16 protein-coding genes are annotated in these 21040 nt (G+C 74.7%); 9 read left to right on the plus strand and 7 right to left on the minus strand.

Features of this window, described 5'->3' with window-relative positions; all coding sequences use genetic code 11:
* Window positions 1-12 precede the first annotated feature (12 nt).
* Window positions 13-2232 carry a methylmalonyl-CoA mutase gene (gene scpA, locus ACFCY1_RS15345; RefSeq protein WP_074002557.1) on the minus strand — a complete coding sequence of 740 codons (2220 nt, stop codon included), beginning with the start codon at window positions 2230-2232 and terminating at the stop codon, window positions 13-15.
* Window positions 2229-4097 (minus strand): methylmalonyl-CoA mutase small subunit, encoded by a 1869-nt coding sequence (gene mutA / locus ACFCY1_RS15350; RefSeq protein WP_375874857.1) that lies wholly within the window; start codon window positions 4095-4097, stop codon window positions 2229-2231. Before mutA ends, scpA begins: the two co-directional genes overlap by 4 nt.
* A 563-nt stretch (window positions 4098-4660) precedes the next feature.
* On the opposite strand from mutA, the gene ACFCY1_RS15355 reads away from it, so the two are divergent.
* A complete protein-coding gene (locus tag ACFCY1_RS15355; protein ID WP_117486995.1) occupies window positions 4661-5746 on the plus strand; it encodes an NlpC/P60 family protein in 1086 nt (361 codons plus the stop codon).
* Between the two features lie 109 nt (window positions 5747-5855).
* Here the strand turns inward: ACFCY1_RS15355 and ACFCY1_RS15360 are convergent, their stop codons facing one another.
* Window positions 5856-6371, minus strand: coding sequence for a MarR family winged helix-turn-helix transcriptional regulator (locus tag ACFCY1_RS15360; protein ID WP_117486994.1), 516 nt, complete (start codon window positions 6369-6371; stop codon window positions 5856-5858).
* A 55-nt stretch (window positions 6372-6426) separates the two neighbouring features.
* Here ACFCY1_RS15360 and ACFCY1_RS15365 point away from each other — a divergent pair, with 55 nt between their 5' ends.
* The 3 genes from ACFCY1_RS15365 to ACFCY1_RS15375 all read left to right on the plus strand — a co-directional run bounded on the left by ACFCY1_RS15365 (window position 6427) and on the right by ACFCY1_RS15375 (window position 10161).
* Window positions 6427-7503, plus strand: a complete 1077-nt coding sequence (locus tag ACFCY1_RS15365) for an ABC transporter substrate-binding protein (protein WP_375874858.1) — start codon at window positions 6427-6429, stop codon at window positions 7501-7503.
* A gap of 127 nt (window positions 7504-7630) precedes the next feature.
* Window positions 7631-9145, plus strand: a complete 1515-nt coding sequence (locus ACFCY1_RS15370) for an APC family permease (RefSeq protein WP_375874859.1) — start codon at window positions 7631-7633, stop codon at window positions 9143-9145.
* Entirely contained in the window at window positions 9142-10161 is a 1020-nt protein-coding gene (locus ACFCY1_RS15375; protein WP_375874860.1) for an acetamidase/formamidase family protein, read from the plus strand. Before ACFCY1_RS15370 ends, ACFCY1_RS15375 begins: the two co-directional genes overlap by 4 nt.
* Before the next feature lie 171 nt (window positions 10162-10332).
* Here the strand turns inward: ACFCY1_RS15375 and ACFCY1_RS15380 are convergent, their stop codons facing one another.
* The 3 genes from ACFCY1_RS15380 to ACFCY1_RS15390 all read right to left on the minus strand — a co-directional run bounded on the left by ACFCY1_RS15380 (window position 10333) and on the right by ACFCY1_RS15390 (window position 14455).
* A complete protein-coding gene (locus tag ACFCY1_RS15380; RefSeq protein WP_049650008.1) occupies window positions 10333-10701 on the minus strand; it encodes a BlaI/MecI/CopY family transcriptional regulator in 369 nt (122 codons plus the stop codon).
* A gap of 215 nt (window positions 10702-10916) precedes the next feature.
* Window positions 10917-13658, minus strand: coding sequence for an FtsX-like permease family protein (locus tag ACFCY1_RS15385; protein WP_375874861.1), 2742 nt, complete (start codon window positions 13656-13658; stop codon window positions 10917-10919).
* A complete protein-coding gene (locus tag ACFCY1_RS15390; RefSeq protein WP_375874862.1) occupies window positions 13655-14455 on the minus strand; it encodes an ABC transporter ATP-binding protein in 801 nt (266 codons plus the stop codon). Before ACFCY1_RS15390 ends, ACFCY1_RS15385 begins: the two co-directional genes overlap by 4 nt.
* Before the next feature lie 360 nt (window positions 14456-14815).
* Here ACFCY1_RS15390 and ACFCY1_RS15395 point away from each other — a divergent pair, with 360 nt between their 5' ends.
* Both ACFCY1_RS15395 and ACFCY1_RS15400 read left to right on the plus strand, forming a co-directional pair.
* Entirely contained in the window at window positions 14816-15550 is a 735-nt protein-coding gene (locus tag ACFCY1_RS15395; protein WP_375874863.1) for an MgtC/SapB family protein, read from the plus strand.
* Window positions 15551-15663: 113 nt separating this feature from the next.
* The gene (locus ACFCY1_RS15400) at window positions 15664-16341 is read left to right on the plus strand and encodes a YoaK family protein (protein ID WP_375874864.1); all 678 of its coding nucleotides are present in this window, start codon (window positions 15664-15666) and stop codon (window positions 16339-16341) included.
* 163 nt (window positions 16342-16504) lie between these two features.
* Here the strand turns inward: ACFCY1_RS15400 and ACFCY1_RS15405 are convergent, their stop codons facing one another.
* Window positions 16505-17161, minus strand: coding sequence for a hypothetical protein (locus ACFCY1_RS15405; RefSeq protein ID WP_375874865.1), 657 nt, complete (start codon window positions 17159-17161; stop codon window positions 16505-16507).
* A 417-nt stretch (window positions 17162-17578) separates the two neighbouring features.
* On the opposite strand from ACFCY1_RS15405, the gene ACFCY1_RS15410 reads away from it, so the two are divergent.
* The 3 genes from ACFCY1_RS15410 to ACFCY1_RS15420 are packed head-to-tail and all read left to right on the plus strand — an operon-like array spanning window position 17579 to window position 21017.
* Window positions 17579-18103 carry a PadR family transcriptional regulator gene (locus tag ACFCY1_RS15410; RefSeq protein ID WP_049656925.1) on the plus strand — a complete coding sequence of 175 codons (525 nt, stop codon included), beginning with the start codon at window positions 17579-17581 and terminating at the stop codon, window positions 18101-18103.
* Complete coding sequence (locus ACFCY1_RS15415) at window positions 18100-18792, plus strand: ABC transporter ATP-binding protein (RefSeq protein ID WP_375874866.1); 693 nt, start codon at window positions 18100-18102, stop codon at window positions 18790-18792. The genes ACFCY1_RS15410 and ACFCY1_RS15415 overlap by 4 nt, the downstream gene beginning before the upstream one ends.
* Complete coding sequence (locus ACFCY1_RS15420; RefSeq protein ID WP_375874867.1) at window positions 18789-21017, plus strand: FtsX-like permease family protein; 2229 nt, start codon at window positions 18789-18791, stop codon at window positions 21015-21017. Before ACFCY1_RS15415 ends, ACFCY1_RS15420 begins: the two co-directional genes overlap by 4 nt.
* The last annotated feature ends 23 nt before the right edge of the window (window positions 21018-21040 follow it).

Genomic DNA, 21040 nt, shown 5'->3' on the forward strand with positions numbered 1-21040 from the left:
GCGTTCAGGCAATCACAGCTCGTGGCCGAGGTCGGCCGCCAGGGACTTGAGCAGGTCGTACGCCGCGTCCGGGATGACCGTCCCCGGGGGGAAGACCGCCGCGGCGCCGGCCTCGTACAGGGCGTCGAAGTCCTGCGGCGGGATGACTCCGCCGACCACGATGGTGATGTCCTCCCGTCCCGCCGCGGCGAGTTCGGCGCGCAGCGCGGGCACCAGCGTGAGGTGTCCGGCGGCGAGCGAGGACACGCCGACGATGTGCACGTCGGCCTCGACGGCCTGGCGGGCGACCTCGGCCGGGGTCTGGAAGAGCGGGCCGACGTCCACCGTGAAGCCGAGGTCGGCGAAGGCGGTGGCGATCACCTTCTGGCCGCGGTCGTGGCCGTCCTGGCCCATCTTGGCGACCAGGATGCGCGGACGGCGGCCCTCGGCCTGCTCGAACCGCTCGACCAGGTCGCGGGTGCGCTGGAGGGAGGCCGACGGGCCCGCTTCGTCTCGGTACACACCGGAGATGGTACGGATCTGGCCGGAGTGGCGGCCGTAGACCTTCTCCAGGGCGTCGGAGATCTCGCCGACGGTGGCCTTGGCCCGGGCCGCGTTGACGGCCAGGTGCAGCAGGTTGCCGTCCAGTGAGCCGCCGCGCTGCGGGCCGGCCTCGGCGGCGGCCGTCAGCGCGCGCAGCGCGTCCTGGCACGCGGCCTCGTCGCGTTCGGCGCGCAGCCGGCGCAGCTTCTCGACCTGCCGTGCCCGCACCGAGGAGTTGTCGACCTTGAGCACGTCGATCTGCTCGTCGTTCTCCACCCGGTACTTGTTGACGCCGATGACCGGCTGGCGGCCGGAGTCGATCCGCGCCTGGGTGCGGGCGGCGGCCTCCTCGACGCGCAGCTTGGGGATGCCCGCGTCGATGGCCTTGGCCATGCCGCCGGCCGCCTCGACCTCCTGGATGTGCTCCCAGGCCCTCGACGCGAGGTCGTGGGTCAGCTTCTCGACGTAGGCGGAGCCGCCCCACGGGTCGATCACCCGGCAGGTGCCCGACTCCTGCTGGAGCAGCAGCTGGGTGTTGCGGGCGATCCGGGCGGAGAAGTCGGTGGGCAGGGCGAGGGCCTCGTCCAGGGCGTTGGTGTGCAGCGACTGGGTGTGGCCCTGGGTCGCGGCCATCGCCTCCACGCAGGTGCGGGTGACGTTGTTGAACACGTCCTGGGCGGTGAGCGACCAGCCCGAGGTCTGCGAATGGGTGCGCAGCGACAGGGACTTGGGGTTCTTGGGGTCGAACTGCTTGACCAGCTTGGCCCACAGCAGCCGGGCCGCGCGCAGCTTGGCGACCTCCATGAAGAAGTTCATGCCGATCGCCCAGAAGAACGACAGCCGCGGTGCGAAGGCGTCCACGTCCAGGCCCACGTCCAGGCCCGCGCGCAGGTACTCCACCCCGTCGGCCAGGGTGTAGGCCAGCTCCAGGTCGGCCGTCGCACCGGCCTCCTGGATGTGGTAGCCGGAGATGGAGATCGAGTTGTACCGGGGCATCTTCTGCGAGGTGTACGCGAAGATGTCCGAGATGATCCGCATCGACGGCTGCGGCGGGTAGATGTAGGTGTTGCGGACCATGAACTCTTTGAGGATGTCGTTCTGGATGGTCCCGGCGAGCTTCTCCGGCGGTACGCCCTGCTCCTCGGCCGCGACGATGTACAGCGCGAGGACGGGCAGCACGGCGCCGTTCATGGTCATCGACACGGACATCTTGTCCAGCGGGATGCCGTCGAAGAGTTGGCGCATGTCGTAGATCGAGTCGATCGCCACGCCCGCCATGCCGACGTCGCCGGTAACCCGCGGGTGGTCGCTGTCGTAGCCGCGGTGGGTCGGCAGGTCGAAGGCGACGGACAGGCCCTTCTGGCCGGCCGCGAGGTTGCGGCGGTAGAAGGCGTTGGACTCCTCGGCGGTGGAGAAGCCCGCGTACTGGCGGACGGTCCAGGGCTGGTTGACGTACATGGTCGGGTACGGCCCGCGCAGGTACGGGGCGATGCCCGGGTAGGTCTCCAGGAAGTCCAGCCCGGCGAGGTCGGCCCCGGTGTACAGCGGCTTGACGCCGATGCCCTCGGGGGTGTCCCAGAGCAGCTCGTCGACGTCCTTGCCGGTGGACTGGCGCCAGGCGGCCCGCCACTGCTCGTCGGTGACGCCAGGGCCGCCCGTGAGGCTGCCGCCGGCGCCGTCCAGCCCGATTCCGGTGAAGTCGGGGATCATCGAGCGGCTCCGATCTGGTCCAGCAGGGAGGTCAGGACGGCGACCGCGTCGCCCCCCGCGAAGATGAACTCGTCCACGCCGTCGGGTACTTCGGCGGGTCGCCCGGCGAGCAGCACCCGTTCGGCGCCGGCCGCCTTCAGGGCGCCGGCGACCGGGGCGGCGTGCTCGGCGTACAGCGCGTCGCTGGAGCAGAGGCAGGCGACGGTCGCGCCGGAGGCCCGGAAGGCCTCGGCGAAGGCCGCCGGGTCGACGGACTCGGCCGAGACCGTCGCGATGCCGCCCGCCTGGAAGAGGTTGGCGGCGAAGGTGGTGCGCGCGGTGTGCGCGGAGGCGGTGCCGATCGAGGCGAGGAAGAGGTTCGGGCGGGCGCCGTGCGCGGCGGCGTGGGCGTCCGAGCGGTCCCGCAGCGCCTCGTAGGCCTCGGCGCGGCGCACCCGCGGCAGCCCGCCGCCGGGTGCGGCCGGGGCCGGTTCGCGGACCAGCGGCTGCTCGTCCAGGTGCGGGAACTCGCTGACGCCGGTGACGGGTTCGCGCCGCTTGGCGAGCCGTACCGAGCGCTCGGCCCAGGTCGCGGCGATCCGCTCGCCGACGAGGCCGGACTCCAGGGCGGCCCGCTGTCCGCCGGCCCGCTCGATCTCCTGGAACCAGGCCCAGGCGGCCCGGGCCAGCTCCTCGCTCAGCTGCTCGACGTACCAGGAGCCGCCGGCCGGGTCGATCACCCGGGCCAGGTGGGACTCCTCCAGCAGGATCGCCTGGGTGTTGCGGGCGATCCGGCGGGCGAAGGCGTCCGGCAGGCCGAGTGCGCTGTCGAAGGGCAGCACGGTGACGGCGTCCGCGCCGCCGACCCCGGCGGCCAGGCAGGCGATCGTGGTGCGCAGCATGTTCACCCACGGGTCGCGGGCGGTCATCATCACCCGGGAGGTGACGGCGTGCTGGCGCTGCGCCGAGGCGGCCGCACCGGCCCCCGAGACCTCGGCGACCCGGGCCCAGAGGCGGCGCGCGGCACGGAACTTGGCGATGGTGAGGAACTGGTCGCCGTCGGCGGCGTAGCGGAACTCCAGCTGGCCGAGCGCGTCGTCGACCGGGAGGCCGGCGGCGGTCAGCGCGCGCAGGTAGGCGACGCCGGTGGCCAGCGAGCAGCCCAGCTCCTGGGCGGGGGAGGCGCCTGCCTCGTGGTACGGCAGGGCGTCCACCGTGAGCGCCCGCAGGCCCGGGTACCCGTTGGCGCAGCGGGCGGCCAGCGCGGTGGCCTCGGCGAGCAGCGCCCCGGTGCGGTCGGTCCGACCGGTGCGGGCCTGGAGGCCGAGCGGGTCGGCGCCGAGGTTGCCGGCGGCGGCGCCGGGGGAGACCTCGCGCTCCTCGTACAGGTTGAACAACTGCTCGGCGGCGTCGGTGAATTCGGCGCCGGCGTCGAGCGCCACGGCGGCCAGGTCCAGGTACACGCCGGTGAGCGCCTCGGGCAGGGCGTCCACCGGGAGGCCCGCGCCGCCCAGCTCCAGCCAGAGCGAGCTCACGCCGTGCTCCAGGTCGGCCAGGACGGCCTCGTTGGCGCGCCGGCGGTCCGGGTCGGCGTGCCGCTGGCGGACGTCCCAGCCGGCCACGGCGGAGCCCTGCGGCCGGCCGCCGCGCACGAACGGCGGGAAGCCCGGGTAGCCCGGGTCGGCGTCGGTGTCCTCGGCGGTGTACAGGGGGCGTGCGCTCAGCCCGTCCTGGAGCCGGGTGGTGAGCGCCTGCTCGGCGGCGGGACCGTCCTCGGGCTGGGCACCGGACTTGCGCAGCACGCCCTGGACGAGCTGCTGCCACTGCTCTCGGTGCGCGGCCGGGAACTCGGCAGCGAGGGGGAGCCCTTCGGGCGGGACCTTCATGTGCGCAGGTTAGCGCCCGTGCGCGGGGCTGCAGGAGAGGAATCTCATGTGACCTTTCCCTCGGTTCGGCCGCTCGCGAGCACTCTCCGGGGCGGGGGGTGCCATGGCGTGCGGGGACGGCTGGCACCCGCGGCCGATAGGGGTGTCGGCAGGGGGTCGGAGGTCAGGGGGTCGGAGGCGCCGGGTGGGGTCGTCCGGGGTGTCCGCGGAGGCGGGCGGCGCGGTCATCCGAGCGCGTCGTCCGGGGGGGCGTCCGGGCCGTCGTCGGTGATCCGACCGGCGGTCGTCGGGTGGTGGGAGGTGTCCGCGGTGTCCGGAGGTGTCCGAGGTCAACGCCGATGGCACGGAACGCGATCGATGTCCTGTCATGCTGTCAAAACGTCATGATCAGGGGGATTGCGGAACCCGGCCCCTCATCTATTAAGTTACTTCGAAGAAGGTGGGCGGGGCAGCACCCCCCCGTTGCTCGTCCTGCCCGCCTTCGTCGTCCCCAGGCACCGGCCGAGCCGTCCCCCCGCTCCGCCCGGACCGTCCCGAGATTCCCCCGAAGGAGAGCGACCGCCATGGGAAAGCGCCGCAAGCCCAGCCCCCCGAGCCGGGCCCGCATGGCGGTCCTCACCACGGCCATGGCGGCCGGCGGCGCGGTCCTCGCCTCCGGTACCGCCCACGCCGAGCCGACCCCGAACCTCGCCACCGTCAAGGAGCAGGTCGACCAGCTCAACGAGGACGCCGAGCAGGCGATCGAGAAGTACAACGGCTTCCAGGCGAAGCAGCAGAAGCTCCAGGGCGAGGCCAACCAGATCCAGGAGAAGGTCGTCCGGGGCCAGGAGGCGATGAACGAGCTGCGGACCCGGCTCGGCGCGGTCGCCGCCGACCAGTACCGCACCAACGGCATCGACCCGTCGGTCCAGCTGATGCTCGACTCCGACCCGGCCGCCTACCTGGAGCGCGCCTCGGTGCAGAACCAGGTCTCCGACTCCCAGGCGAGCCTGCTCAAGCAGGCCCAGGACGAGCAGCGCAAGCTCGACCAGGACCGCGCCGAGGCCACCGCCACCCTGGCCGCGCTCGACTCGGTGGGCACGCAGCTGGCGGAGCAGAAGAAGGACATCCAGACCAAGCTGTCCCAGGCGCAGGAGATGCTGAACAAGCTCAGCGCCGAGGACCGGGCCAAGATCAACGCCCAGCAGAACGCCGAGAAGGCCAAGGCCGAGGCCCAGCAGGCCGCCGCCGCCGCGGCGAAGGACCGCGCCTCCCGCTCCGCCGACCGCCCGGACATGAACGCCCCGGTGCCGTCGGCCAGCGGCCGGGCCGGCGCCATCATCGCGTTCGCCCAGGCCCAGCTCGGCAAGCCGTACGGCTGGGGCAAGAACGGCCCCGCCACCTTCGACTGCTCCGGCCTCACCAGCCAGGCCTACCGCGCGGCGGGCGTCACCATCTCCCGGACGTCCGAGGAGCAGTGGAAGGACGGCCCGCACGTCGACCGCGCCAACCTCCAGCCCGGCGACCTGGTGTTCTTCTACGACGACCTGCACCACGTCGGCCTGTACATCGGCGACGGCAAGATGATCCACGCCCCGCGCACGGGCAAGAACATCGAGGTCCTGCCGATCTCCGTGATGCCCTACAAGGGCGCCGTCCGCCCGGCCTGACCGCGTCCGATCGCGTGCCGCGACGGCCCGCTCCCGCTTCGGCGGGGGCGGGCCGTCGTCGTCCGTGGGTGCCGTTGTCGTGTGCCCGGGGGCGGCCGGGCCGGGCCGGTCAGAGCGCGGCGAGCCGCCGCAGCACGTGCGCCGGGTCGGTGAGGCCGCAGGCCCGGCGCACGGCGGCGTCGTGGGCGGCGGCGAGGGCGTCCAGCCGGGTCAGCCGGGTGCGGCCCTGGCGGGAGAGGTGGGCGGTGATCCGACGGCGGTCCTGGTCGTCCTGGCGCCGGTAGACCCAGCCGGAGTCGGCCAGCGAGTCCACCAGCCGGCTCAGGCTCGCCTGCGGGATCAGCAGGGCCTGGGCCAGCTCGCCCATCGCGTGCCCCCGGTCGTCCGCGAGGACGCGCAGCAGCCGCCACTGGTCGACGGTGCAGTCCTCCTCGGCGAGGGCGGCGGCGAGGCCGCCGGAGAGCCTGCGGTGGGCCAGCGTGACCAGCTCGACCAGCAGCGGCTCCGGGGCGGCCGGGGGGCGCGCCGCGGCGGCGACGGTCTGCTCGGCGGCCGGGGCGGCGGTCCGGGCGGCGGGATCGCCGGGACGGCCGTCGACCCCCGGTGCGGCACCAGCTGCGGTCATCGGACCCTCCCGTTCCGGCCTTCCCCGATATCGGCGGTACGACGATACTCGCACCGTGAGCATCGAGGTGAGGGTGATCGATCCGCTCGATGCGCTGCACTCGGCTCGGGACGGGGCGGCGTTCCGGGTGGGCCTCGTCGTGCCGCAGTCCGGCCCGCTCGGGCTCACCGGCCCGTCCGCGCTGGACGGCGCGCTGCTCGCCGCGCACGAGGTCAACGCGGGCGGCGGGGTCCTCGGCCGCCCGCTGGAGCTGGTGCTGGTGGACGGCGGCGGCGCGCCGGGCCCGGTCGCCGGGGAGGTGCGGCGCCTGCTGGACGCCGGGGCGCTGGACGCGCTCGCCGGGTGCCACACCAGCGATGTGCACCGGGCGGTCGAGACCGTTGCCGCGGGCCGTCTCGCGTACGTCTTCACCCCGCCGCACGAGGGCGGCTCCCGGCTGCCCGGCGTGCTCTGCACCGGCATCGACCCGTCCCGCCAATTCGGCCCGGCGATCCAGGAGTTGACGGATCGTCACGGGATCGGCCGGTGGGCGCTGATCGGCAACGACTACATCTGGCCGCGCTCCGTCCACCGGGCCGCCGAGGGACTCGCGGCGCGGGCCGGCGCCCGGGTGGTGCTGGAGCGGCGGGTCCCCTTCGGGGCGGTCGAGGAGGCGCTCGACCCGCTGCTGGACGCGCTGCGTTCGGCCCGCGCGGACGCCCTGCTGCTCAGTCTGATCGGGCGCGACCTGGTGCAGTTCAACCGGGCGCTGCGGCGCAGCGGGCTGGACCGCGGGCTGGTGCGGCTCTCCGGCTCCCTGGAGGAGAACGGCCTGCTCGCGCTCGGCGGCGACGACACCGGGACGCTGTACGCGGCGATGCCCTCCTTCGCAACGCTGGCCGAGGAGCGCCGGCAGAGCCTCGCCGAGCGGCACCGGGCCCTGTGCGGTCCGTGGGCGCCGGTCCTGGACGCCTACGCGGTGGGCCTGTACGAGGGCCTGCGCCTGCTCGCCGATCTGGCGGCCCGTCGGGCCCTGGCCCCGGACGGCCTGCTGGCGGCCGCGGGCCGGCTGCTGCACGGCGGGGCCGCGGGCCGGGCGCCGATCCACCTCGCCCGCGCCGAGGGCCTCGGCTTCGCCGTCCTGCCCCGGTAGGTCAAGCCGGCTCCGGGCACTCCGTTCTCGTCAGGTGGAATGTCGGAACGAAACCCTTCCATCTGGAAATAGTTCCCTCTACAGTCTCCCCACACCCCTCGCAGGGTCGTCACGGAGAGAGAGCACCATGGCCGACACACCCGCACCCCAGGGCATCGAGAGCTACGGCTATCAGCAGGAACTGCGCCGTTCGCTCGGCTTCACCGACCTGCTCGTCTACGGGCTGGTGTTCATGGTGCCGATCGCACCGTTCGGCATCTTCGGCGGCGTCTTCCAGGGCTCCGGCGGCATGGTCGCCCTGGCCTACGTCCTCGGCATGGTGGCGATGATGTTCACCGCCCTGTCGTACGCCCAGATGTCCCGGGCCTTCCCGATGGCCGGCTCGGTCTACACCTACGCGGGCCGCGGCATCGCCGCCCCGGTCGGCTTCCTGTCCGGCTGGATGATCCTGCTCGACTACGTGCTGGTGCCCGGGCTGCTGTACCTGATCGCCGGTGTCGCGATGAACTCGCTGGTGCCGTCGATCCCGGTCTGGCTCTGGCTGATCGGCTTCGTGCTGCTCAACACCGTGGTCAACTACCTGGGCATCGAGACCACCAACCGGGTCAACAAGGCGATGCTGATCGGCGAACTCGTCGTGCTGGCCCTGTTCGTGGTGGTCGGCGTGATCGCCCTGGCCAACGGCAAGGGCCGGGGCTTCGACTTCACACCGCTGTACAACGGGCACACCTTCTCGTGGAGCCTGGCCTTCGGGGCGGTCTCGATCGCGGTGCTCAGCTTCCTGGGCTTCGACGGCATCTCCACCCTCTCGGAGGAGAACCGGGACTCCGCCAAGGCCATCGGCCGGTCCATGGTCGCCGCGCTGCTGCTCGCGGGCACACTGTTCATCGTGCAGACCTGGGTCGCCTCGCTGCTGGTCGCCGACCCCGACGCGCTGATCCGGGACGGCGATCCGAACGGCACCGCCTTCTACGACGCGGCCCGCACCGCCGCCGGCGGCTGGCTCGCCACACTGACCGCCGCCTCCACCGCCGTGGCCTGGGGCTTCGCCAACTCGCTGGTCGCCCAGGCGGCCACCTCCCGGCTGCTGTACGCGATGGCCCGCGACCGCCAGCTGCCCGCCTTCCTGGCCCGGATCCACCCCACCCGCCGGGTGCCGGTCAACGCGACCCTGCTGACCGCCGGGATCTCGCTGGTGCTCGGCCTCTACACGGCCTCGCGCGAGGACGGCATCACCCTGCTGAGCACCCTGGTCAACTTCGGTGCGCTGTCCACCTTCCTGGTCCTGCACGTCGCCGTGGTCGTCCACTACCTGGTCCGCAAGCGCAGCAAGGACTACTGGCGGCACCTGATCGCCCCGGCGCTCGGCTTCGCGATCCTCGCGTACGTGGTGGTCAACGCCAACATCGCCGCCCAGCGGCTCGGGTTCGTCTGGCTGCTCGTCGGCGGGATCGTGCTCGCCGGGCTGGTGGCGACCGGGCGCAGGCCCCGGCTGGCCGTCGCCGAGACCGAGGCCGATGCTGAGGCCGCGGCCACCGGTGCCACTGCCGCGAACGCCACCGCCACGAACACCACCGCCACGAACACCACTGCCGCGAACAGCACCGCCATGAACAGCACCCCCGCCGAGGAGAAGCAGTGAGCCTGCCCGAGACCGTCCGGCTGTCCCCGACCCCGGAGGACTACGCCTACACCTTCGGCGGCCGCGCCCCGCTGGTCACCGTCCAGCCGGGCACCGTCGTCGAGTTGACCACCGAGGACTGCTTCGGCGGCAAGGTGCGCGGCACCGGGGACCTGCCCAGCCAGGTGTGCGTCTTCCCCTACCTCAACCCGGTCACCGGCCCGATCGCGGTGGCGGGCGCCGAGCCCGGGGACGTCCTCGCGGTGCACTTCGCGGAGATCACCCCGGCCCGGGAGTACGGCGTCTCCAGCACCTTCCCGCACTTCGGCGCGCTGACCGCGACCCACACCACCGCGATGCTGCACGCGCCGCTGGAGGAGCGGGTCTGGGTCTACGAGCTGGACGCCAAGGCGGGCGTCTGCCGGTTCCGGGCCCGCAACAGCGGGTTCACGGTGGACCTGCCGCTCGACCCGATGCACGGCACGGTCGGTGTCGCCCCGGCGGCCGGCGAGGTGCTGGCCTCGATCACCCCGGGCGCGCACGGCGGCAACCTGGACACCCCCGAGATGCGGGCCGGCACCACCGCCTACTTCCGGGTCAACGTCGAGGGCGGCCTGCTCGCCATCGGTGACGGCCACGCCCGCCAGGGCGAGGGCGAGGTGTGCGGCACGGCGGTGGAGGCGGCGATGCGCACCACCGTGATCGTCGACCTGGTCAAGGGCGGGGGACCGGCCTGGCCCCGGCTGGAGAACGACGACTTCCTGATCAGCACCGGCTCCGCCCGTCCGCTGGAGGACGCGTTCCGGATCAGCCAGCACGACCTGGTCGGCTGGACCGGCGACCTGCTCGGCCTGGACCAGCTGGACGCCTACCAGCTGGTCAGCCAGGCCGGGTTGGCCCCGGCGGCGAACGTCTGCGACACCAACTACACGATGGTCGCCAAGCTGCCGAAGACCCTGCTCGGCCGGGCCCACGCCTACGACGGGCTGCACGACCGGCTGCGCCGGACGGCGGAGGCGTACCTGCGGCACCGCTGACGACGAGGCGCCGCCGGCAACGCGGGCCCGGGCGCGCCGGTTCAGGCGCGCGGGTCAAGGCCACGGCAAATCCCACGAACCCCCACCCCCCACCCCCACCCGGGGCCCGTCGGCACCCCCACGCCGACGGGCCCACGGGGGCGTGTTCGGGGACGGATCCGAGCGCGAGGACTACCCGGCCTCCCGGGACCTCGCGTGTTCGAGGGCGGCGAGCAGGGCCGAGGCCTCCGCCCCGCTGATCCGGTCGACGAAGTGGAGCAGCGCGCCCGCCCGGTCGGGTGTGGTCTCCAGCGCCCGGTGCATCAGCCGGGCGGTGTACTCCTCGCGGGTGCAGCTCGGCCGGTACACCCAGGCGCGGCCGACCTTGTCGCGGCGCAGCCAGCCCTTGGTGTGCAGGATGTCCGCGACCGTGGTGACGGTGGTGTACGCGACGGCCCGGTCCCGCTGGAGGTCGTCGACGACCTCGCGCACCGTGGCGGGCCGGTCCCAGGACCAGAACCGGTCCATGATCTCGGCCTCCAGGTCCCCGAACCCCCGCAGCACCGCCCTCTACTCCCTCTGCTCCCTCGCCGAACCGGACGCCGACGCCCTTGGCCCGCCGGATCGCGGCCCATGGTACGGCGAGCGCCGGGCGCCCGCCCCCGGGTGAGGGGGACGGACGCCCGGCGCGTAGCGGTCGGTGCCCGGGTGGTGCCCAAGCGGTGTCAGCCGGTGGTCGGTACGTGTGCAAGACGTGTCCGAGGCCGACGGGGCCGTCAGGACAGCCGCCGCCCGAGCGGGATGCGGGAGCGGGTGAACAGCGCCGCGAGCAGCCCCGCGACCACCGGCAGCACCAGCACGATCAGCAGCAGCTCGCCCCAGGGCGCGGTGATCAGCGCCGGCTTGGCCCCGAACCCGCTGGCCCGGGACTTCAGCAGCCCCACCGCCGGCACGAACCCGTTGACCGCCCCGAGCAGCGCGCCCAGCAGGGCGATCAGGGTGCACTGGAGGCCCGCCATGCTCCGCCGGATCCGCGGCGGCGCGCCGACCGCGGCCAGGGTGGCCTGGTCCTGCCGGGAGTCGGCGGCCGCCAGGCCGGTGGCGATCCCGGCCGCGCCGAGCACGACCAGCGCGGCGAAGCCGGTGAGCGCCAGGCTGAGCGCGTCGCCCGTGGGCTGGTAGCCGCGCTCCACCTCCAGGGTGGCGAAGCGGTCCAGCCGGACGGCGGCCGCCGCGGCGCGCTGCTGGGCCTTGCGGTCGGGCGGGGTGGCGGGCAGCCAGACCGAGCCGGACGGCCGGGACGTGAGCCCGAGTGCGGGCAGCGCGGAGGGCAGCGCCAGGCCCTGGGCGAAGTCGGCGGCGGCCGGGTTGTCGACCAGCACCGCGTCGACCGGGACCTCCTGGACGTCCGGCTTGGGCACCTCGCCGGGCTGCAGCGGAGCGCCGCCCCCGCCGCGCAGGACCATCACGGCCTTGCCGTCGGCGCCCACCAGGGACCGGTCGAAGACCAGCAACTTACCGGCGGCCAGCGCCTGTTCGGCGGCCGGGTCGTGGACGGCGAACAGGTTGTGCAGCACGGTGACGTCACCGGCGGCGATGTGCGGCGGCGAGCCCAGGCCGCGGCGCTCCGGCGGGCCCTGGAGCTGGACGACGCTGGAGCAGTTGTCGCAGAAGCGGTACTCCACCTGACCGAGGTCGCCGCGCGGGCCGAGCCCGGACAGCTGCTTCTCCAGCTCGGCCCGCTCCTCGGTGAGCCGGGGCCCGTCGACGTACGTCATCAACTGGACGGCGCCGTACGGGGCCTGCGGCCGGTAGTCGCGCCGGTCCTCGGCGTCGGTGCTGGTGGAGTAGACGCCGATGGCGACGGCGCCGGCCACCGCGGCCATCACCGCGGCCACCGCCGGAGCGGTGCGCGAGCGGTGCCGGGCGGCGTCGCGCAGCGCCAGCCGGGGGCCGAGCGGCAGCCGCCCGGCGGCCCGGCCGATCAGGGCGACCAGCATCGGGGTGCACAGCAGCAGGCCGATCTCGGCGGTCACCGAGCCGCCGAGCACGGTGAGCGTACGGGTGTCGTAGCCGCCCGCGCCCGGCTGGTCGCGCTTCACGGCGCCCGCGCCGTACATCGCGAGCACGGCGCCGAGGACGAGCAGTCCCAGGCCGGCGAAGGTGACCAGCCGGCTGGGGGCACGGACGGTGTCCCGGCCGGTCAGGCCGGCGGTGACGCTGCGCCGGGCGGCCTGCAGCGCGGGCAGCGCGGCGGCGAGCAGCGCGGTGAACAGGCCGATCCCGGCGATCGCGAGGAGGTCCAGCGGCGGCACGGCGAAGTGGCCGAAGCGCACGCCGCCGAACTGCTCGATCCGCGGCCGCAGCAGGGCGACCACCGCGGTGCCGAGCACCACGCCGACCACCGCCCCGGTCGCGCCGAGGACGACGCCGCCGCCGAGCACCACCGCGCCGACGTGGGCCCGGCTCCCGCCGGCCGCGCCGAGCAGGGCGAGCTGGCGGCGCGAGCGGCGGGCGCCGACCGCGAAGGCGGGCCCGGCGAGCAGCGCGATCTCCAGCAGCGCCATGCCGCTGACGACGGCGACGACCATCTTGGTGTTGTTGGCGGCCGTCGGGTCGTGGTAGCGGTACGCGTCGCGGTAGTAGGGGACGGCCTGCTCGGGCGGCGGGGCGATCGCCACCGAGCGCGCGGTCAGGGTGTAGCCGTGGGCATTGAACCGCTGGACGGCGGCCCAGTCGAGGGAGGCCCCGGACGGCAGCCGGACCAGCCAGCCGGACCGGGTGGCCGAGGGCTTCTCCGCGACGGGCCCGCCGGCCGCCAGCGCGGTGTTCAGCGGCTCGATCAACTCGCCGGGCCGGGCGACGAGTTCGACCCGTCCCAGCTCGCTCGGGTGCTCCACCACGCCGGTGATGGTGTAGGTGGTGCGCTCCAGGCCCTGGAGGGTGGTGGTGGCGCCGGTCTTGAGCCCGGAGCGGTCCAGGAAGGCCCGGGTGACGGCGACTTCGTGCGGGGCGCTCGGGGCGCGGCCCTCGACCAGGTCGAGCCGGCCGCGCCAGATCGGGTCGCCGAGGTCGGCCTCGGTGGTGAGGGTACGGACCAGGCCCTCGGGCGAGTCCGCGCCGGCCTCCGGCCCGGGCCGGGCCGGGGTGAGCGCGCTGCCGGGCGGCAGCAGCGCGGCGACCAGGGCGGCCGGGTCGGTGCTCGCGCCCTTCTCCTGCTCGGCCGTCGGCTTGTCGCCGGGGCGGGCCGGGACGGTGAAGGCACCGTCCTCGGCGATCGGGGCCTGCTCGACCGGTGTGCCCGGGGCGAGCGAGGTGACCAGGGCGTCCGCGCCGCCCACCACCCGCTCGACCCGTTCGGCCGGGGTCAGCTGCCCGCTGCGGTGGACCACGTCGGCGCCGGTGACGCCGAGCACGGGCAGCGCGATCATGGCGGCGATCAGCGCGCTGCGGCCCTTGGCGCGCAGCGCGTCGCGGCGGGCGATGCGCAGGGCGACCCGCCAGGCTCCGAGCCTCACTGCGCCACCTCGCCGACCGCACGGGACGGGTGCACCGCGGCGAGGCGGGCGGAGGAGCGGCGGCCGGGGGCCTCCGAGGCGACCGCGCCGTCCCGCAGGTGGACCACCCGGTCCGCCCAACTGGCGTGGGCCGCCTCGTGGGTGACCATCATCGCGGCGGCGCCGGCGTCGCAGCGGGCGCGCAGCACGGCGAGCACCGCCTCGCCGGTGGCCGAGTCGAGGGCGCCGGTCGGCTCGTCGGCGAGCACCAGCCGGCGCTCGCCGATCAGGGCGCGGGCGATGGCCACGCGCTGCTGCTGGCCGCCGGACATGTCGTCGGGGAAGCGGTCGGCGAGCTCGCCGATGCCCAGCTCCTCCAGTGCGGCCAGCGCCTCCCGGCGGGCCCGGCGGCCCGGGACGCCGTCGAGTTCGCGCGGCAGCGCGATGTTCTCGGCGGCGGTCAGGGCCGGGATCAGGTTGTAGTCCTGGAACACGTACCCGATCGAGCGCCGCCGGAGGTCGGCGAGCCGGCCGCGGCCGAGGCCGCCGAGGGCGACCCCCTCCACCAGCACCTCGCCGTCGCTGGGCTGGTCCAGCCCGCCGGCCAGGGTCAGCAGGGTGGACTTCCCGGAGCCGGACGGGCCCATGACGGCGACGAACTCGCCCGGGTGGACGGCCAGGTCGATGCCGCGCAGGGCGTGCACCTCGGCGGCGCCCCGCCCGTGCACGCGGGTGACGTTGGCCAGGCGCAGGACGGGTGCGGGCCGGTTCGGATCGGTGTGGGACACACTTCCCCCTCGTGAGCTGCTCAACTGCATATGTCGGTGAACTATATATGTCGGAGGACGTGACGCAAGGCGGGCCGGTTCCCGGACGGCGGTGATCGGGTTCGGTCAAACTTCTACAAAGCTGTCGAGGAAGAGCGGGAAACCCCTGCCCCGGTCGTTCGGAGGCGGTCTATGCTCGGGACGGCTCACGGCTCCGGAGGCGCCCGAGACCCCCGATGCGCCGACGCGCCGTCACATCGTCCGGGGCCGACCGCACGGCCGGCCCCCGCGCCCTGCGCGCCTCCCCGCCGACCACCGTGGCGATGGCCATCATCGAGGTCGCCCGGCCTGCCGGGAGCATCGACCGCGTGCCACCGTCCGTCCCCCTCCTCCCGTGAAGGAGGTGCCGTCGTGCACACCCTGACCACCGTCGACTTCCTGGTACGGCTCGCCACCGGCGTCGCCTGCGGCGCGCTGATCGGCGTCGAACGCCAGTGGCGGGCCCGGATGGCCGGCCTGCGCACCAACGCCCTGGTCGCCGCCGGCGCCACCCTGTTCGTGCTCTACAGCGAGGCCGTCGGCGACGCCGGCAGCCCCACCCGGGTCGCCTCCTACGTCGTCTCCGGCATCGGCTTCCTCGGCGGCGGCGTCATCCTGCGCGACGGCGCCGGCGTACGCGGCCTCAACACCGCCGCCACACTGTGGTGTTCGGCCGCCGTCGGGGTCCTCGCCGCCTCCGGCAAACTGCGGTTCGCCGTCCTCGGCACACTCGCCGTCCTCGTCGTCCACCTGGTCCTGCGCCCGGCCGGCCGACTCCTCGACCGGGCCCCGCAGGCCGGCAGCGACCCCGACTCCACCACCCGCGCCACCGTCCACCTGGAATGCGACCGCAAGTCCGAGACCCACATCCGGGCCCTGCTGCTCCAGGCCCTCGCCGGCTCCGGGCTCTCCCCGACCGGCCTGCGCGCCCGCCGCACCGACAACGGCGACGCCACCAGCCTGCGGGCCACCGTCGCGATCACCGGGCAGGTCGCCCCGGCGCTCGAACAGGTCGTCACCCGGCTGTCCTTGGAGCCCGGCGTACGCGACCTGCACTGGCACCTGGAGGACGAGCCGGAGGACCCCGGCAACCCGGCGCTCGCCTGACGGGCGGCGCGGACGTACCGTCACCACCCGGACCGCGTCGCCGGACCGTGTCACCGGACCGCGTCACCCGGACCGGGTCACCCGAACCCCCGCCCGAACCGACTGGAGGCAGGATGCAGACCCCCGATCCCGAGCACGGGCCGCTGGTGCCGATGCTGCTGGTGCTGACCGTGGTCACCGGAGTGGTGGACGCGGTCAGCTACCTCGAACTCGGCCACGTCTTCGTCGCCAACATGACCGGCAACGTGGTGTTCCTCGGCTTCGCCCTGGCCGGCGCGGCCAACCTCTCCGCCACCGCCTCGCTGGCCGCCCTCGCCGCCTTCCTGCTCGGCGCCCTGGCCGGCGGCCACCTCGCCCGCCGCCTGCCCGGCCACCGCGGGCACCTGCTGACCGCCGCCGTCGCCGTCCAGTCGGCGCTGGTCGCGGCGGCCACCGTGCTGGCGGCCGTGGCCGGCCACACCTCCGAGCCGGCCCGCTACACCCTGATCGGGCTGCTCGGCTTCGCCATGGGCGGCCAGAACGCGGTGGTCCGCGCCCTGAAGGTCCCCGACCTCACCACCACCGTGCTGACCATGACCATCACCGCCCTCGCCGCCGACCGCACCGGCCCCCGCCGGCTGGCCTCCGCCGTCTGGATGTTCGCCGGCGCCCTCCTCGGCGCCCTCCTGGTCCTTCACGCCGACATCCCGCTGGCCCTGGCCCTGGCCCTCGCGCTGCTCCTCGCCGTCGCGGCCCTCACCCACCGCGCCGCCAGGGCCGTCCCCGCCCCCGCCTGGACCCACCCGCGCTGACCGGGCGTCCGGTGATCCGCCGCCCGCCCGCGACCGGCGCCCGGCACGGACGGTGTCGAACCCCCGCTCTCCCCAGGGGGTTTCGGGCTGCCGGCCGGTGGCCCTCGGCCCGGACGGCGTTCCGGGCGGCCTCGACCTCCGGCGACCGGCCGGGGTGACCGGCTCAGTCCTCGCTGCGGTGCCCGGCGCGGCCGCTCCAGAGGGGTTCGAGGCGCTCCCACTCGGTGCTCCAGGCGGCCTCCGCCCGGCGGTCGAGCGCCTGGAGGCGCAGGCGGAGGGCGAGGGCGAGCAGGGCCAGCAGGACGAGGAGGGCGCCGGCGCCGGTGCAGGCGGCGGAGACGGCGAGGGCCACCCGGTCGGCCGGGGCGACGGAGACGGTCCCGGCCGCGTCGACCCAGACGGGGATCCGGCTGCCGGTGACGGCGGAGTGCGGGGCCTGGACGGTGCCGTGGCGCGGGCTGCCGTCGGGGGCGGTCCAGTCCGCGTCGACGTCCACCTGGTTGCTGTAGCCGCCGGCGAAGCGGCTGCCGGTGGCGGTGGTGCGGTCCGGGACGCCGCCGACCACGGCGTCGACCTGCTGCAGCCGCCCGCGGTCGGCGTCGGCCCGGTGCGCGGTGGCGCGGTAGAGGAGCAGCGAGCCGCCCGCGCACAGGGCGAGGGCGAGCACCGCGCCGAGCACGGCGGACAGCCAGGCGCGGGCGCGGGAGCGGTCGAGGGGGCGGGCGAGCGGCTCGTGCCGGGCACCGAGTGCCCGCCGCAGCCGCCGGCCGGTGCGCCGCGGGAGCGACGCGGGCAGGGCCGGACGGGGAGTGCTGGACACGGTGAGGGCTCCTCAGGGGCGCGGGGACGCTGGGCGGTTACGCCCCAATGTCCACCCGGCGGCCCCCCGCGCACAAGAGTCGTGCGCGTTCGGAGGACCGCCGGTACCTGCCGGTCAGGGCCGGTCGGCCCAGTGGCCGGGACGTTCGGCCCTCGGCATCCGCACCCGGTCCGGGCAGGCTGGGGTGTGGCGGCGTCCTCCCGGTGCTTGGGCGCGGCCGTGGCCCGGTCGGCCGTGGGGGCGCCGGGCCGAGGTACGGGGCAGGGGGTGGTCGTGGGGCCACCCCCTGCCTGTGCCGTGTCCGGCTCCGGCCCGTTCTCCGCCCTTTCCTCGCCGATGAACTGACGATGTCCCAGGTCGGGGCCATATTCTGCCCAGATATACACTCGGGGTATACGCCGGGTGTATGTTTCCCCCATGAGTGTTCCTTTGACCCTTCTGGGGCTGCTGGAGCGAGAGCCGAGCCACGGCTACGACCTCAAGCGCGACTACGACGCCCTCTTCGGCCGCGGCAAGCCCCTTCCGTACGGCCAGGTCTACTCGACCCTCGGCCGGCTGGCCCGCGACGGCAAGGTGGTGGCCGGCGAGGCGGAGCCCGGCGACGGGCCCGAGCGCAAGCGGTACGTCATCACCGAGACCGGGGCGACCGAGTTCGAGACCTGGCTCCAGGAGCCGGTCGCGCCCGAGCCCAACCTCCAGTCCGTGCTGTTCACCAAGGTGGTGCTGGCCCTGATGCTGGGCCGGGACGCCGAGCACTACCTGGACACCCAGCGCGCCGCCCACCTGCGCCGGATGCGCGAGCTCACCGAACTGCGCCGCACCGGAGCCCTGGTGGACGCCCTGCTCGCCGACCACGGCCTGTTCCACCTGGAGGCCGACCTGCGCTGGATCGACCTCACCGCCGCCCGCCTGGACGCGCTCGCCGCGGAGGTGAACGCGTGACCGCCGTGATCGAGGCCCGGGACATCGCCCTCGCCTTCGGGGAGACCCCCGCCCTGCGCGGGGCCAGCCTGTCCGTCCAGGCCGGCGAGGTGCTCGCCATCATGGGCCCCAGCGGCTCCGGCAAGTCGACGTTACTGCACTGCCTGGCCGGCATCCTGGTGCCCGACGCGGGGGAGGTGCTGTTCGACGGGCAGCGCCTGGACACCATGCCGGAGGCCCGGCGCAGCGCCCTGCGCCGGGACAGGTTCGGCTTCGTCTTCCAGTTCGGCCAGCTGGTGCCGGAGTTGACGGCCGAGGAGAACGTCGCGCTGCCGCTGCTGCTGAACGGCGTGCGCCGCTCCGCCGCGCTGGCCCAGGCCCGTCCCTGGTTCGCCCGGCTCGGCCTGGACGGCATGGAGCAGCGCCGCTCCGGCGAGTTGTCGGGCGGTCAGGCACAGCGGGTCGCGCTGGCCCGCGGCCTGGTGGCCCGGCCGCGGGTGCTGTTCGCCGACGAGCCGACCGGCGCGCTGGACTCGCTGACCGGCGAGCAGGTGATGGAGCTGATGGTCGTCTCCGCCAAGGAGCAGGGCACCACCGTCATCCTGGTCACCCACGAGGCCCGGGTCGCCGCGTACGCGGACCGCGAGGCGGTCGTCCGCGACGGCCGGGCCCGGACGCTCTCGGCCGGCGCCGGAACGGTGGCCCCGTGATCGCCTTCTCGCTCCGGCTGGCCGTCAGCGGCGGCCGGGAGGCGGTGGCCCGGCTGCTGATGATCGCGGCGGCGGTCGCGGTCGGCGTGGGGCTGCTGCTCTCGACCTTCGCCGGCGTGAGCGCGATCGACCGGGCCAACGAGCGGCAGCTCTGGATGAACACGGGCGTCAAGGGCGCGACCGCGGCCACCTCGGCGGACCCGCTCTGGTGGGGCGCCCGGATGGACTACTACCGGGGGAGGACCGTCTTCCGGGCCGATGTCGCCCCGACCGGTCCCGCCTCGCCGCTGCCGCCCGGCCTGAGCCGGCTGCCCGGGCCCGGCGAGTACTACGCCTCGCCCGCGCTGGAGAAGCTGCTGCGCGACACCCCGGCCGTCGAACTGGGCGACCGCTTCCCCGGACGGCAGGTCGGCACCCTCGGCGAGGACGGGCTGCCCTCCCCGGACACCCTGGCGCTGGTCGTCGGCCGCACCGCGGACGAGGTCAAGGCCCTGCCGAGGGCCACCACCGTCACCAGCCTCGCCACCGTCCTGCCCCACGACTGCGAGTACGACTGCTACGGCGCGGGCGTGCACGGCGACGCGATGGTCCTGGTGCTCACCGTGGTCGCCGCCGCGCTGATCTTCCCGGTGCTGGTCTTCATCGGCACCGCGACCCGGCTCTCCGCCGCCACCCGGGAGCAGCGCTACGCCGCGATCCGCCTGGTGGGCGCGACGCCCGGCCAGGTGTCGGTGATCTCGGCGGTGGAGTCCACCCTGGCCGCGGTGATCGGTACGGCCCTCGGCTTCGGCCTGTTCGCCGCGCTGAAACCGGTGGTGGCCGACGTGCCGTTCACCGGCGACCGCTTCTTCGCCTCCGACCTGAGCCTGACCCTGCCGCAGGCGGCCGGGGTGGTGCTGGGCGTGCCGGTGGCGGCCGCGCTCGCCGCCCGGCTCGCGCTGCGCCGGGTCACCGTCTCGCCGCTCGGGGTCTCCCGCAGGGTCACCCCGAAGCCGCCGAGCGCCTGGCGGCTGGCACCGCTGGTGGCCGGCCTCGCCGAACTCGGCTACTTCGTGGGCAACCGCCCGGAGACCACCGACGGGCAGTCCACGGCCTACCTGACCGGTTTCGTGCTGGTGATGCTCGGGCTGGTGGTCTCGGGGCCGTGGCTGACCATGGCCGCGGCCCGGGCGGTGGCCCGGCGCACCCGCCGTCCGGCCGCCCTGATCGCGATGCGCCGCCTGGCGGACGACCCGGGGGCGGGCTTCCGGTCGGTCGCCGGCGTGGTGCTGGCGCTGTTCGTGACCACCGCGACCCTGGCCATCATGAGCACCATCAACGCGAACCAGGGCATGCTCAACGGCGCCCCCGAGGTGCGCAAGGCGATCGTGGACGCCCCCTTCGGCAACCGGAACGACGCGGCCCTGCTGCCGTCGGTGTCCGATCGCGTGCTGGCCCGGGCGCGGGCCGTCCCCGGGTTCCAGGGGATCGCCCTGGTGCACGAGGACCCGGCCGGTACGGGCCAGCGGAGCGGGCGGGGCATCGTGCCCGGCCTGGTGAGCTGCGCGGACCTCGCGCAGATCCCCGTGGTCGGCCACTGCGCTCCCGGCGCCGCCGTCGCGGCCGTCGACCCCTACCAGCTGGTCGGCCTGGTGGACGCCTCCGACCGCGAGTGGCCGGCCGCACCGGTCTCCGCGGCCGAGGCGGCCGGGCTCCCGGTGCGGATGCTCTACGCGACCACCGACGGCTCCAAGGCGGCCAAGGAACAGCTGCGGACCCTGTTCATGAAGGAGTTCCCGCACTACGAGGCGAGGCTGGCCGAGGACTGGTCCTCCGCCGGGCAGAAGAAGCTCCAGGGCTGGCGGCAGCTGGCGAACGTGGTGCTGCTGACCACCCTGCCGATCGCCGGGTGCAGCCTCGCGGTGAGCGTGGTGGCCGGACTGTCCGACCGCCGGCGGCCGTTCGCGATGCTGCGGCTGACAGGCGCACCGCTGCGGCTGCTGCGCAGGGTGGTCGGACTGGAGAGCGCGCTGCCGCTGCTGGTGGTCTCGGCGCTCGCGATCGGGACGGGCTTCGCCGCGGCGGCGATGTTCCTCAAGGCGCAGAAGGACTACGACCTGGTGTCCCCGGGCCCGGCGTACTACGGGCTGACCGGTTTCGGGCTGGCCGCCTCGCTCGGGATCATCGCCTCGACGCTGCCGCTGCTGAAGCGGATCACCGGACCGGAGGCGGCCCGCAACGGCTGAGCGCCGTCAGGCGGTCGGCTGCC

The organism is Kitasatospora sp. NPDC056273, assembly GCF_042268845.1.
Lineage (GTDB): Bacteria > Actinomycetota > Actinomycetes > Streptomycetales > Streptomycetaceae > Kitasatospora.